9 protein-coding genes are annotated in these 13,786 nt (G+C 67.5%); 6 read left to right on the forward strand and 3 right to left on the reverse strand.

Annotation, left to right across the window (positions count from 1 at the left end; genetic code table 11):
- Positions 1–105 precede the first annotated feature (105 nt).
- From VGK32_04630 to VGK32_04650, 5 genes are all read left to right on the forward strand, one after another.
- Positions 106–2,046 carry a tetratricopeptide repeat protein gene (locus VGK32_04630; GenBank protein HEY3381029.1) on the forward strand — a complete coding sequence of 647 codons (1,941 nt, stop codon included), beginning with the start codon at positions 106–108 and terminating at the stop codon, positions 2,044–2,046.
- A gap of 72 nt (positions 2,047–2,118) precedes the next feature.
- Positions 2,119–2,589 (forward strand): chemotaxis protein CheX, encoded by a 471-nt coding sequence (locus tag VGK32_04635; GenBank protein HEY3381030.1) that lies wholly within the window; start codon positions 2,119–2,121, stop codon positions 2,587–2,589.
- 1 nt (position 2,590) lies between these two features.
- The gene (locus tag VGK32_04640; GenBank protein ID HEY3381031.1) at positions 2,591–3,457 is read left to right on the forward strand and encodes a response regulator; all 867 of its coding nucleotides are present in this window, start codon (positions 2,591–2,593) and stop codon (positions 3,455–3,457) included.
- 161 nt (positions 3,458–3,618) lie between these two features.
- Positions 3,619–5,706 carry an ATP-binding protein gene (locus tag VGK32_04645; GenBank protein HEY3381032.1) on the forward strand — a complete coding sequence of 696 codons (2,088 nt, stop codon included), beginning with the start codon at positions 3,619–3,621 and terminating at the stop codon, positions 5,704–5,706.
- Entirely contained in the window at positions 5,703–8,201 is a 2,499-nt protein-coding gene (locus VGK32_04650; protein ID HEY3381033.1) for an ATP-binding protein, read from the forward strand. Before VGK32_04645 ends, VGK32_04650 begins: the two co-directional genes overlap by 4 nt.
- Positions 8,202–8,252: 51 nt before the next feature.
- Here VGK32_04650 and VGK32_04655 read toward each other — a convergent pair whose 3' ends face one another.
- Positions 8,253–9,755, reverse strand: coding sequence for a methyltransferase domain-containing protein (locus VGK32_04655; GenBank protein HEY3381034.1), 1,503 nt, complete (start codon positions 9,753–9,755; stop codon positions 8,253–8,255).
- 118 nt (positions 9,756–9,873) lie between these two features.
- Here VGK32_04655 and VGK32_04660 point away from each other — a divergent pair, with 118 nt between their 5' ends.
- Positions 9,874–11,037, forward strand: coding sequence for a hypothetical protein (locus VGK32_04660; GenBank protein ID HEY3381035.1), 1,164 nt, complete (start codon positions 9,874–9,876; stop codon positions 11,035–11,037).
- A gap of 32 nt (positions 11,038–11,069) precedes the next feature.
- Here the strand turns inward: VGK32_04660 and VGK32_04665 are convergent, their stop codons facing one another.
- A complete protein-coding gene (locus VGK32_04665) occupies positions 11,070–12,815 on the reverse strand; it encodes a hypothetical protein (GenBank protein ID HEY3381036.1) in 1,746 nt (581 codons plus the stop codon).
- A gap of 122 nt (positions 12,816–12,937) precedes the next feature.
- Positions 12,938–13,651 (reverse strand): hypothetical protein, encoded by a 714-nt coding sequence (locus tag VGK32_04670; protein HEY3381037.1) that lies wholly within the window; start codon positions 13,649–13,651, stop codon positions 12,938–12,940.
- Positions 13,652–13,786: the final 135 nt, after the last annotated feature.

Here is a 13,786-nt window from a genome sequence, read left to right on the forward strand (position 1 = left end):
AGAGTACGGCGCATTTGCGCGGTCCGACGTTTGCGAGGAGCGAGTTGTCAGCGGGACGCGGGCCGACGGCCAGCCGGACCTGGGTCGGGCGGCACGGAGTGACCGGTGAGAAAGAACCCGACGGCCAGCCCTCGCCACCATCGGCTCCGGCGGGGCGACAAGTTCCTTGCTCAGGGCCTGCTGAACCAGGCCATCTCCGAGTATTCGCACGCCGTCGAGGCCACGCCCGGGAATTGGGTCGCGGTGGGCACGCTCGCCGATCTCCTGCTGAGGGCCGGAGATATCGAACGCGCGATCGAGCAGTATCTCCGTATCGCCGACTACCTCCATTCGCACGGCGTGCTGCCGAAAGCAGCCGCTGTCTACGGGAGGATCCTCAAGCTCAGGCCGGACGTCGAGCACGCGCAGATGAGGTCGGCGGACATCTCGGTTGTCCAGGGTTCGCTCGTCGAGGCCAAGCGGCTGTTGACGGCGGTCGCGGCGAGCCGGCTGGGGCGTGGCGATCGGCACGGTGCGATCGAGATTCTCCATCGGATCGGCGAGTTGGACCCGGATGACCTGGCCGCGGGCGTTGCCGCCCCAGTCGCGGGTGGTGCGATCGGCGACACGCAGGTGGCGATCGAGCGCCTGGTTTCGCTTTCGGACCGGTTCCGCCAGCGTGGCGACCTCGCGGGGAGCCTTGGGGCGCTCGAGGAGGCCGCGAGGCTCGATGCGGAGAACACTGCCGTCGTCGGGGCGTTGGTCGCCCTGTGCATCGAGACCGGTGAACTGGACCGTGCGGTCGGGTACGCGTCCGGTTCCAGAGAATTCCGAACGATCGCCGCGGCGCTGATGGCAGCGGACCGCCCTGCGGACGCGCTCGCGGTACTCGAGCAGGCGCTCGAACGCGACCCGTCCGACGACGAGACGCGCCTCCTGATCGTCCGAGAGAGAATCCGTACCGGAGACCTCGACGGAGCCCGCGCGCGCCTGCCAGGTGATCCGAGCCAACCGGACCTTCTGCTCTGCCGGGCCGAGATCGAGCTGCTGTCCGGGAACGCCGGCGGAGTTCGCACGCTGGCGCAGCGCGTGATCGCAGCCGACCCCGCGCGTCGGGGGGAATTGATCCAGCTCGGCCTGCGTCTCGGTGAGCGCGCCGCGGACGCCGCGTTCGAGTGCGTGGATGTCGGAACCGACGCCGCGTTGGAGGAGCACAATTGGTCCGATGCCGCCTCGGCGCTCCACGAGTTCGTGGTGGCGGTACCGCCCCACGTCCCGGCGCTGATGAAGCTGGTGGAGGTGTGCGTCGATGGCCGGCTGGACGAGATGCTGCACGACACCCAGGCGCGGCTGGCGGAGGTCTACCTGCTCGCTGGCCGGGCCGGTGAGGCGCGGGTCATCGCCGAGGATCTTCTGGTGCACGAACCGTCGAAGCCGGCGAACGTCGAACGGCTTCGTCGGGCACTGACGCTGCTCGGCGAGTCGGATCCAGACGCCTGCATCGCCGAACAGCTGAACGCCGATCCGGTGTCCGCGATGTTCGGCGATCCCGGCGGGGCCGCCGTGCGGGCGCCCGCAGCGCCAGAGGCGCTCAGCGCGCCGACCGTCCGGACCGAGGACAAGGCGCCGGCCACGAGCGAGTCGAGATCGCCGCGAAAGGACACCCGCGGTGGCAAGCCGCGCCCGGGACGTGTGCCGGCCGCGACGGAACAGTACCGCGACGCGCTCGGTCTGTGCAAAGCCGGACGGACTGAGGAGGCCATCGCGGCGCTGAAGGAGGCGGTGCGATCGCCGCGTCATCGGTTCGAGTCCGCCAGGCTCCTGGCCACGATCTATTGCGAGGGCGGCAAGCTTCACGACGCGATCGAATGGTACGAGCGCGCGACCCAGGCGTCGCCTGGCCCGGAAGCCACGCACGACGTGCTCTACGACCTGGGGTGCACGCTGGTGACGGCCGGCGAGTCGGACCGGGCGCTCGCCATCTTCCTCGAATTGCAGGCGGAGGCTCCAGGCTACAGGGACGTGTCGAAGCAGCTCGAGGGCCTCTTGCGGCGTGCGAGAGGCTAGTGTCGGTCGGATTCCACAACGATGGCCGCATGGTTGCGCCGGTGGAAGGCGGACCACGGGAGGAGGAGTGGCGTGCTCGAAGTCGCTGAACGGGTGTCGGCAACCACGCAGGAACTGTTCGCGTCGATGATGGGTCTTCAGGCGAAGGAGGGCCCGTTGATCGACCTGCCCAACACTGAAGCCAGCACGGAAATCGTCGCTTTCGTGGGCCTGTCGGGAAGCTCCGCGGGCATGGTGGGCGTGTACTCCTCGAGTGCTCTCGCCTGCCACATCGCGGGAGCCCTGCTCGGCGAAGAACGCCACGAGGTGGACGACGAGGTGCGCGATGCGTTCGGTGAGGTGGCCAACATCATTGCCGGCAACGTCGCGATTGTGCTCGGCGACATGGGCGAGACCATCCAACTCTCGCTTCCCACGGTCATCGTCGGCAAATTCCTGGTGACTTCGATTCTCAACACCGTCCCGCCGCGCCGCGCGAGGAAATTCAGCGTGGACGGCGAGGATCTGTACGTCGAGCTCGCGCTTCGGCGTGGCGAGGACTGACATGGATATCCTCATCGTGGACGATTCGGTGACGACCAGGAAGGTCATCAAGCGCAGCCTGGTCAACAGCGGGATCCGAGACGACCAGATCGGCGAGGCGGGCGACGGCCTCGCTGCCCTCGAGGTGCTGCAGGCGCAGCAGGCCCCCATCCTGGTGCTGTGCGACGTGAACATGCCGAGGATGAGCGGGGAGATCCTGCTGGAGAAGGCCGCCGCTCTCCCGGAGAAGCACGTCTTCGTGATGGTGACGAGCGTCGCCACGGCCCGCAAGAAGCTCGAGCTCATGCGATTGGGCGCGCAGAAGATCGTCCCGAAACCGTTCGACCCGACAATGCTCGCCGACGTGATCGGGCCGTACCTGCGGCACGAGGTCCAATCGGCGGCGGAGCAGGCCGAGGCAGAGCCGCCGCAGACGCCCCTGCCGGACGGAGCCGCGCTGACGACGCTCGGCCTGGCTGCCCTTCAGTCGGTCCTCGAACAGATGGCGTTCACCGAGGTGATCGTCGTGAGCGACGAGCCGCCGACGACGATCCTGTTCGGCGCCAGCGTCCGGCTGGATGCCGACATGAAACGGTGGATCGTGCGCCTCGCGACTGATGCGCGTGCCGCAGGCGAACTGTCGAATCGCATCACCGGCCAGGACCCGGGCGAGGACGAGGGCCTGCGCCTCGACGCGATGAGGGAACTCGTGAACATGGTGGGCGGCGACCTCGTCAACCGGACGGTTGCACGCTTCGACGGTGCCACGCCGTCGCTGCCAACCTCGAGCGTCCTGCCGGCGGGCGCGGTCCGGCCGGGCACGATGCGCGGACTGCGCCTCGTGCCGGGTGGACACCACGTCTGGCTCGGCGTCGAACGGCTGCCCTGACACGGCCGACAGCACCTCCGCGTTCTGGGCGTCGTGGGGGTCGAGGCGAGTTGGAAATCGGACTCGTCGTGTTCGCTTTTCGCGCGAACGGCCGATAGACTACTCGGGCCGCTTTGGGAAGCCGCGCCACGGGGCGCGAGCGGGGGCTCGAGGGCGCCGCGATGAGACGGGTTGTCCGGCCCGAATACACCGCCGACTATCTGGCCTTGGCCTACGGGCTGGCCTATTGCGGCTGGCTCTGCGTCCGAACGCCCGGAACGCCGGCCACCCTCTTCGTTGCTGAAGTCGCCTTCTACCCCCTCGGGCTGGCCGTCGGCTGGCTGTACCTCCGAAACGCCGGCGTGCCGGGTCTGGAACGCCGAACCCGTCTTGGCTGGACGCTCCTCGGCTTCGGCGCCTTCGTCCTCTGGATTCTCGGCGCCACGTGGTCGAGTTTCATTGGCTCGGTCGGCAGCGCGACGGATCCCGCCTGGGATGGCCCGCTGGAAATCCTCCAACAGCTCCTCCTGGTTGCTGCGTTTCTGGTCTTTCCCGGACGCACGGTGACCTCTCGTGGCAGAAGACGTCTCGCGGCGGACTTCGGGCTGATCCTGGTCGCCGGCTTCGTGCTGGCCTATCACTACGGCACGCGCGCCGCAGCCCGGGCTTCGCCGGCGAGCCCCTCGGAAGTGGCGTACGTGCAGTCCGTGCTCGACTGGGTGGTGTTCGTCGCCTTGGCGGTGGGCGTGCTGCAGAAACGGGAGGGCGCGACGCGCGGCGCCTTCCTGTGGTTGCTGGTGGCCAACACGCTGTACCTGGCCGCCAATTACCAGTTGGCGGGAACGCCCACCTATCATTCTGGCGACAGCGTGGACGGGATCTGGTTCGCTGCCTGGGCCTGTCGGTGGACGGCCGCCCGATCTGCGTGGCACCGCTATCGAGCGGCGCCGGTCACGAGCCTTCGCGCTGCCGACACGCCGGTCAGCGACCTCCGTGGCGGCCTGTTCTCGTACGCGCTCGTCGCGGGAACGTTTGCGCTTCTCGTCGGACGGGTGACGTTCGGCGAACGCGAGCACCTCGAGATGTTCGTGCTCTCGGCCACGGTCATGGCCGGCTTGCTTCTGATCAGGCAGGTGGTGGAACTGCGCGAGAACCGGCGTGTCTTCGAAGGTCATCTCGCGCAGGAGGCCCGTTTTCGCTCCCTCGTCCAGAACGCGTCGGACGTTGTGCTGATCATCGATGAACGCGAATGCGTGTCGTACGTCAGCGCTTCGGCAGATCGCATACTTGGCCCACGCGCCATCGTCCCGGGAGTTCGCCTGGCCGACCTCCTTCCGAACGAGGATGTCGCGGACCTCGCGGCCACCTTCGCCAAGGCTCCGGGGGGCGTGGCCCGGCGGCAGACGAGGCTGCGCGCCGCCAGCGGCGAATGGCGTGCCGTCGAAATCGCGGCCACCGACTTGCGGGCCGATCCGGCCGTCGGCGGAATCGTGCTCAACTGTCGCGACGTGACCGAGCGCAGCGAACTCGAGGACCAGCTCCGCCAGGCGCAGAAGCTCGATGCCGTCGGCCATCTCGCGGGCGGATTGGCTCACGACTTCAACAACGTGTTGACGGTCATCCGCGGGTACGCCCAGTTGGTCCGCGACGACTTCCCGCCGTCGTCTCGGGCGGGAATGGATCTTCAGAACATCGAAGAGGCCGTCGACCGTGCCGCGGCCGTGACCCAGAAACTGCTGGCCTTCAGCCGGGAGCAGGCCGTTCACCGAACCGTGCTGGATCTGAATGCGGTGCTGCGCGGACTCAGTCCGCTGCTACGGCAGTTGCTGACGGATCGAATCGAGGTGGACATCGACTTCGGGGTCGGGCTGTGGACCATCAGGGCCGACCAGAGCCAGATGGAACAGGTCATCGTCAACCTGGTCAGCAACGCGCGTGACGCGATGCCGCAGGGTGGCCGCGTGCGAATCAGCACCGCCAATCGCATTCTCACCGCACCGATGCCGGCAACCGGTGGCTTGCCGGCGGGCGATTACATCGCTCTCGTCGTCAGTGACCAGGGCACCGGGATGTCGGACGAGGTGCGCGAGCGCATCTTCGAGCCGTTCTTCTCGACCAAGCCGAAGGATGAGGGTCTCGGACTTGGGCTCGCGATGGTCCACGGCATCGTCACCCACTCCGGAGGACGCGTGGTCGTCGAGAGCGCCGTGGGCCGCGGCACGACGTGCACGATCCTGCTTCCGCGCGGCGTGGAGGACCGCGCGTCATGATTCCGCGGGTGCGGGCGGCGCTTTGTTCCCCCTACCTGGGCGATGGCGTGGCCGCGCTGTACGCCGTGGCGTATCTCGCCTGGGCAGCCGTGCACGAGTCCGGGACGCCGCTGAACGACTTCATCGCCGACGCCGCGTTCTACCCGTTGGGCTTGACGGTGTGCTGGCTGGCCTTGCGCAACGCCCGCGCCGCTTCGCGCACGGGCCTGGGCGTTCGTGACAGCGTGGCGTGGCGTTTGCTCGCGGCCTCTGCGCTGACGCTTTGGATCAGTGGCACGGCCTGGGCCAACCTCGTGAAGCTCACCGGGCTGACCAGCACGCCGGGCTGGATCCACGGCCTGGAGTATCTCCAGCTGTCCCTGACCATCGCGGCCTGCCTGACGTTTCCTGCCCGCCGGCCCGTCCCGCGGGCACGCGTCCGCTTCTGGCTGGATGTCGCCTTGATGCTCGTCGCGTCGGGTGCGCTCGCCGCGCTCTACCGAAGCTCCGTGATCGCACCCGTGTCGAATGTCGAGTGGCTGAACTTGGTGATCGTGCGGGCGGCGCTCGACTGGGGTGTGTTCTTCACGCTCGCCGTGGGGGTCTTCCACAAGCGCGACCGCACAATCCGCGTGGTCGCGGCTTGCCTGCTCGCCGCGAACATCTGCGTGCTGATGGCCAACTGGCTGCTCACGACGCTGCCGAGCTATCGGGCCGGGAACCCGGTCGATGCCCTGTGGTTCTCCGCGTGGGTCTTGAAGGCCGCTGCGGCCCGATACGCGTGGCATCGGTATCGCCTGGGGCGCGGCCGCGACGAGAGCGACGATGACAGTGAGTTCCGCGGGGCAGCCCTGCCCCGGGCCATCGTGGCAACGGCGTTCGTGCTGCTCGTCTACGAGGTATTCACCGATCCGTCTGGAGCCATCCGGGTCTTCGTGTACGCGGCGGCCGCGATGGGCACGCTCCTGGTCTCGAGACAGGTGGCCGAACTGCGCGAGAGCCGACGATTGTTCGAGGACCAGCTCGCGCTGGAGGCACGGTTTCGGTCCCTCATCCAGAACTCGTCGGACATCGTCCTGGTGATCGGCGATGAGGGCCGCATCTCGTACGTCAGCCCGTCCGCCTCGCACGCCCTGGGGAACGGTGCGATCGAAGTCGGTTCCGCGCTCCGCGATCTCGTTCCGGCCGACGACCTGGCGGGGCTGGCCCCGCTGTTGGACGGAACGCTCCGCGACTCGAATCGCCTCGCGTGCCGTATGAGGACCGCCACTGGCGGATGGCGCGACATCGAGATGCTGTCGACCGACCTGCGATCGGACCCGGCCGTCGGCGGCTTTGTGCTGAACGGCCGCGACGTCACCGACCGTAACGATGTGGAGCGCAAACTGCGTCACACGCAGAAGCTCGAGGCGATCAGCCATTTGGCGGGCGGCATCGCACACGACTTCAACAATGCCCTGACGGCCATCCGGGGGTCCACCGAGCTCCTGCTCGAAGAGGTGCCGCCGACATCGTCAACGGCGGCGGACCTCGGGAACATCACAGAGGCGGTCGACCGGGCGGCGGCGGTGACCGGGCAGCTGCTGGCGTTCAGCCGACGACAGGCCGTTCAACGCAAGGTCCTCGATTTCAACATGGTTCTGGCAGGCCTCGGGCCACTCCTGCGTCAACTCGTGACCGATCGCATCGAGGTTCGGCTTCAATGCAGCCCGTCGCTCTGGCCGATCAAAGCCGACCCTGGGCAGCTCGAACAGGTGATCATCAACCTGGCCACGAACGCCCGCGACGCCATGCCCCGGGGTGGCAGCCTGCGCATCACGACCACGAACCGGACCATCACCGCACCGTCCCTCGACATCAGGGGGGCAGAAGCCGGGGAGTATGTTTCAATCATCGTCAGCGACGATGGCGTGGGGATGTCGGAGACGGTCAGGCTCAGGATCTTCGAGCCGTTCTTCTCCACGAAGTCCAGGGACAAGGGCATGGGACTGGGCCTTGCGATGGTGCAGAGGATCGTCGCCCAGTCCGACGGGCACATCGCCGTCGAGAGCACCGAGGGCCAGGGCACGGCGTTCACTATCCTGTTCCCGCGAACCATGGACGCACCCGAGGTCTCTGCCGACACGCCGCCACCGCCAGGCCTCGTGCGCGCACGGCGCCGGGTGCTGCTCGTCGACGATGAGCCTGGCGTGCGGACGGTGGTGCGTCGCATGCTCGAGCGCGCCGGGTACCAGGTACTGGATGCCGCCGGAGGCCGGGAAGCGCTGGCGATTCTCGACGCCGAATCGACCGCGGTCGACCTGCTGCTGACCGATCTCGTGATGCCGGAGATGGACGGCCGGCAATTGATCGCGCGCTTCCGGGAACGCTGTCCGACCACGCCGATCGTCTGCATGACGGGGTTCGCGGGTGAGCCGATCGGTGGCGACGGGGCCGACATCGCCACGACGGTCGTGACCAAACCGTTCTCCTCCGACACGCTGGTGCGCGTCGTCTCGGAGGCGGTGGGGCCATGACCGGCGACGGCCGCCGAGTGCGGATTGTGGCCGTAGTTGCGAGTCGAAGTGCTAGGGTTTCTCCCCGACGGCCGCGTAGTCCATGTAGGTGAACAACTGCCCGTTGAGCACGTCCACGTTGCGGTTGAACTCCTCGGCGATCTCGCGGAGTGATGGGTCAACGCCGCCAACGGCGAGCGAGAGAGGATGCAGCTTCGCTTCAACCGGGTAGGGCGAGCGGTAGCGGATGTCCACGTTCCCGAAGCCGCGGGCCACGAGCAGGAAGCGCAGCGTGTCAGGGTGGATCGGGCGCACGTGCGTGATGTCCCGGATGTAGCTCGAGAAGAACGCCGCCCAGCACGCCGGGTTCACGGTTTCGAGCACGACGCGTCCACCAGGCCGAAGCTTGGCACGCACGAGATCGAGGAGGTGGAGCAGCCGGTCGGGCGGCAGATGTTCGACGACCTGCGCGGCGAACACGGCCCCCACCGACTCGTCGGGCAGCGCCGCGAGGAAGTCCAGGCCGTCGGCCTGCGTGACGTCGAGGCCGAGCGCGTGACACCGCGCCACCATCTCCATGTTCAGGTCGACGCCGCGCGCCGTGATGCCGTGCTCCTTCAGCGCCTGCAGGAACTCGCCCCGCCCGCACCCCAGATCGACGACATCTCCGGCCTCGGAGAGCAGCGGCAGGTAGTCGGCCAGGCGATCCTTGATGTCCTCGACCGAGCCCCGGTACAGGTCCTCGAAGCCGGCGTAGGTCCGCGAATCGGCGTCGCTGGCGAGCTGCTCGCGCGAGGAGGGAGATACGACGGGCGGGACGCCCGTCCCACTCTGTGGGGAGGACAGGCTCGTTCCCGGCGGGACGCCCGTCCCACTCTGTGGGACCGACGGACTCGACGCCACCGTGTAACTCTTCTCGCTTGCCGGCCGGGCGAGCCGCAACTCCTGCTCGATGCGCGCGCGCAGTTCGGCAAACCTCGTGTCGAGGCGTTGATCGCGAAACTGGGACTGCTCGCGGCGCTTCAATAGTTCGTCGCCGAACGCGTTCAATCCGGCCGCGAGGCCTTCGGTGCGACGTTCGAGTTCATGGCGCTGGACGGCGATCTCGTAGCGGTCCTTCGTATCGACGTAGAGCGTGACCTGCTGGAGATAGTGGATGAGGCGTGACTGGAGTCGAACGAGCGCCCCGAACTCGTCGGTGATCCGGTCCGCCATGGCCGCCACGGCCGCCGCCGATTCGTCGCCGCGCGTGGCGTTGCGGACGGCGTGCTGAACGACCGCGGCGTTGAAAGCCTGCTGCTGCTGGAGCATCGGCCCGATCAGCCGCCAGACGAAACCCGCGACCCGCGCCTTCCAGCCGTCGAACGGCACGGGCTGCGCCGGAACGATCGTCTGCAACTCCTGGAGCGATGACAGCTGCGAATGATCGGGCGGAGGCGGAAGAGGCGGCAGGGAAGGCGGCTTGGTGAGTGCCGCGTCCACGCCGCCAAGGGCGTCGTTGTAGAGACGATCGGCCTGCTCGCGCTCGCCCTTCAGGCGAACGAGATCGGCGTCGGAGACGCTGCGGTTGTACACGTGTGGCTCTCTCCTGGTCGACAGCGACAGACTATCATGGCTCGGGGCGCGGGGCGCGGGGCTCCAGGCCGGCCGCGCTCGGAGCGAGGCCCGTGTCTCTGAGGCGAAGAGTGCGAGAATGGCCCGGATGAAGGTGCGGTGCCTGTCGATTCACGCCGACTATCGCTGCCGCCACTCGGGTGCGTGCTGCACGTCCGGATGGGCCATCCCGGTCGAGCGCGGGTTGCTGCCCAGGCTCACGAGCGCAATCGACGCCGGTCGTCTGGTCGTGCCGTCCGCGCCGAGCGGGACTCCGTCGCCGTTCCTCGTGCCCGACCACGCACCGGCAGAGGTCGCGGCCGTGCTGCGGACAGATGCGGCGGGCACCTGCTCGTTCTACCGTCGTGGCGACGGCCTGTGCGCGATCCAGCACGCGCTCGGCCACGGTAGCCTCCCGGCATCCTGCCAGCACTTCCCTCGTGTGTGTCTCCTCGAGCCGGATGTGGTGTGGGTCACGCTTTCCCACTACTGCCCCACGGCGGTCGATCTGCTCTTCCGGACCGACGTCGAGCTGTCAGTCGTCGAGGCTCCCTCCACGCTCAATGGAAACGAGATCGAGGTCGAAGGGCTGGACGCGCGAGAGACTTTTCCGCCGCTCGTTCGTCCCGGCCTGCTCGCGGATCGCGAGATCTATCACGCCTGGGAGCGTTTCTTCATCGAGGCGCTCGGCGAGGACGCCACGCCGGAGCGCGCCCTTGCACGGGTATCACAGGTGACCGAGCGATTGCGTCGTTGGCAGCCCGGACCGACCGCGCTTCCGGAGGCGCTCGATTCGGCGATCGCTGACGTGGGTGATCCCATCGCCGACCAACCGGCCGCATCGCCGCCCGCGCGCCCCCCATCGCAAGCGGTCATCAACTCCTATCGGCTGGTCTGCTCCGCGATTCCCGACAAGACGATGGGCGATGGCCCGTCGTTCGATCTGGAGAAGGCCTTGACGGAGAACGTCGATCCTTCCTGGCCGGCGTTCTCACGCGCGATTGCCAATTACGTCGCGTCGAAAGCCTTCGCCAACTGGAGTGCGTATCAGGGTCACGGCCTCCGCACGGTGGTGCGCTCGGTGGAAGTTGCTCTCGATGTGTTGCGCCTGGAGGCGGCAAGGCAATGCGCATCGGCCGGCCGGCCGCTCGACGCGGACCTCCTGCGCAACGCCTTCCGCGCGGCCGACCTGCTCCTCCTCCACCTCGTCTCCCCGGAGCAACTGGCCGATCGGCTCCGCATCATCGAGAACGAGCGCACATAGCACTTGGCACTTTGCACGTCTCCATCACCGCGTCAGTACCTCCAACTCCTCACATCCGCCCCGGGCGGCGCGGACAGCAGAATCCGTTCGACGATCTTCGGCGCGAACATCTGGGCGTAGCGCAGCCGCGAGATCGCGTTCGGCTGCGTGTGGTCACCGTTCCAGCAGTGTTCGGCACGCGCGCCGTAGTCGACCTCGCCCTCGTAGGGTGGCGTCGTGGTGGTCTTCAGGAATTCCTCGACGAGGTACACGGCGTTGTTGAGGTGGTAGTTGTCCGCTTCGCCGACGTAGATGTGGATCTTGCCACGGAGTTTCGGTCCGATCTTCGCCCAGTCGCGCTGCAGGATGTGGCCGATGTCGTAGTGGTCGCGCCAGTACGCCGCGACGCCGGCATCGATGATGCCCGTGCGCTTGTCCCAGATCGGCTTCGGGTAGCCGTCGGGGCCGACCGGTGAGAAGACCGCCTGCCAGATGTCCCACTGCCCGCCCGATCGCCCCTTGTCACCGAGCACGAGTTCCAGCCGGTTCATCGCCTCGATAGTCGTACTGATATGTCCCAGGTAATTGCGCAGGCCAGGCCGCGGGACCCTCCGCCACGGCCCTTCCGTGAAGTACGCGTTCTTGTCCTTGTAGATGTCGATGACGGTGTACTGGCGGAAGTCGATCGGATCGGGACACGCCGCGAAACAGCCGTTGTAGAAATCCGGGTACAGCACCTGGACGCCGAGTGCCTCCCATCCGCCCGTGGAACCGCCGTACATGAACCGCGCCCACCCTTCGCCGAGGCCGCGAAACTGCTTCTCGATCGCCGGGATCAGCTCCTCGTTGATCGCATCGCCGTACGGCCCGAGGTTCTCTGAATTCACCGCGTAGGAGTCGTCGTAGTACGGGTTCGCGTGCTGGATCTGCACGATCAGGAAGCGCGGGAACTTCGGCCCCGTCCAGTCCTTGTAGAACTGGTGGGCGTACTCCTGCTCCGTCTTGTTGTAGCCCGGCCAGTTGAAACGCTCGGAGTGCTCGGGTTTCAGGCTGGGATCCGGCGGCTCTTCGCGGAATCCCTCGAAGGTGTACGGGAAATGACCGTGATCGATGACGAGCGGGTAGCGCGCTTCGGGATGCTGGTCGAAGCCGAACGGCACGAGCACGTGAGCGCCGAGAAACATCGGCCGCCCCCAGAACTTCGTCAGCTTCTCGCTCTGGATGCGGATGTGCCGGATGTACTTGGTCTCCGGCGGATCCGGGATTGGCGGAACCACCTTGTCGAGGGTCAACGCAATCTCGCCGCTGCGCGTCGGGTCGATCCGGATCTTGCGCGGCGAGCTGTACAGGTTGCCAGGCGCACGACTCCACTGTCGTCCTTCACCCCTGTCCATCGGCAGCTTCACCGTGTGGCCGTCGGCCCGATGGAACGTCTCGTAGGGCTGCAGCAGCGCCTGCACGGTATAGGTGCCGGGCGGAACGTGCGAGAGGTCGTCGATGGGATACGCGACCGCGGTCGTGTCGAGGATGGCGGGGACGTTCGGCGTCATTCGATCGACGTCCACGCCGGCGACGATCTGCGTGGTCGGGCTGTCGTTGATCTGGAAGCGCGGCTCGGCGCGGTCGTCGTTCGAGATCATCACCAACAAGCGCCCGTCGATCGGGATCGAGCCCGCCTGCGCCGGCAGGCTCACCACGAACCGAAGGGCCCCGGACGGCCCGCGAGGGTTCACTTGACCCGCCACGCGAAGCCCCATCACGACCACGGCCAGAAGGCCAACAAAGAGGAGAATAGTCACTCGCTGTCTCATCGTGCACCTTGACGGGGGTCAGCCAGATGATCTCACGGCTGGAGGGAGTGGGAAAGCCTCCCGAGCGACTCTGCGGCCGCTGCGAATTCTCTGGAGGACTCCGCTTCGCGCTAGCGCACGCTGTCGAGCGCCTGATCGTAGACCCGCTTCAGTTCAACCGTGCGCCCCATCGGCCCACCTTCGGCCCTGGTCGTCACGATCAGCTGCAGGCCTTCGGCGGCCTTCACGTAGGTCTGGGTGACCTTCATGCCGCCATCCAGCTTCACCTCGGTGACGAGCGAGCGGCCGTCCCACCTGGTCTTCCGCTCGACGGTCGCACCCTCGAACGTCTGCTTCTCCTTGTTGCCGTCCGGCTTCAGCACCACTATCCGGCCCTCGTCGTCGGTCAGGCTGATCGAGTCGGGGTGCTGAACGATGACCAGCGTCTTCGGCGCCGCCAGCAACGCGCGCATCTGCTCGCGGGACGCGCCGCCGCGATCCGCAGGACGGCCCTCGCCGCCGGCCATCCGACCGCCCCGGCCTCCCGCACCGCCGCCCACGCCCCCGCCACGTCCGCCCATGCCGCCGCCCATACCCCCCGGGGGACGGCCGCCGCCGCCCCGTCCGCCTCGACCCTCTCCGCCTTCGCCAGCCCCTCGTGCGGCCTCGGAGGGGTTGTCGCTCTGCCGCGCATTGAAGTCCCAACGACCCGAGAGATTCGCCGGTGCCGACAAAGCGGACTTGGCCGCGTCGTCCTGCGCCGATGCCGTCGGCGCGGCGAGCAGCAGTGCCATGAACGCGACGGCGCAGAGGCTGGGTGTGACTGACAATCTGGAACCGGACACGCGAGGCCTTCCTTCCCGGCAGGGCTGTCTTCAGACTACTACGACTTTCTCCGACCAGGCGATTGTCACAGCAATTTCACGCGTGTCCGGGATTCGGTCGCCGCCATCACGTCGCGGCGGGGCGGAAGGCCGGCC

The organism is Vicinamibacterales bacterium, assembly GCA_036504215.1.
Classification (GTDB): Bacteria; Acidobacteriota; Vicinamibacteria; order Vicinamibacterales; family Fen-181; genus FEN-299.

Coding starts and splice junctions, on each gene's coding strand:
- VGK32_04650 (HEY3381033.1), top strand. CDS start 5,703: ATGATTCCGCGGGTGCGGGCGGCGCTTTGTTCCCCCTACCTGGGCGAT.
- VGK32_04640 (HEY3381031.1), top strand. CDS start 2,591: ATGGATATCCTCATCGTGGACGATTCGGTGACGACCAGGAAGGTCATC.
- VGK32_04645 (HEY3381032.1), top strand. CDS start 3,619: ATGAGACGGGTTGTCCGGCCCGAATACACCGCCGACTATCTGGCCTTG.
- VGK32_04660 (HEY3381035.1), top strand. CDS start 9,874: ATGGCCCGGATGAAGGTGCGGTGCCTGTCGATTCACGCCGACTATCGC.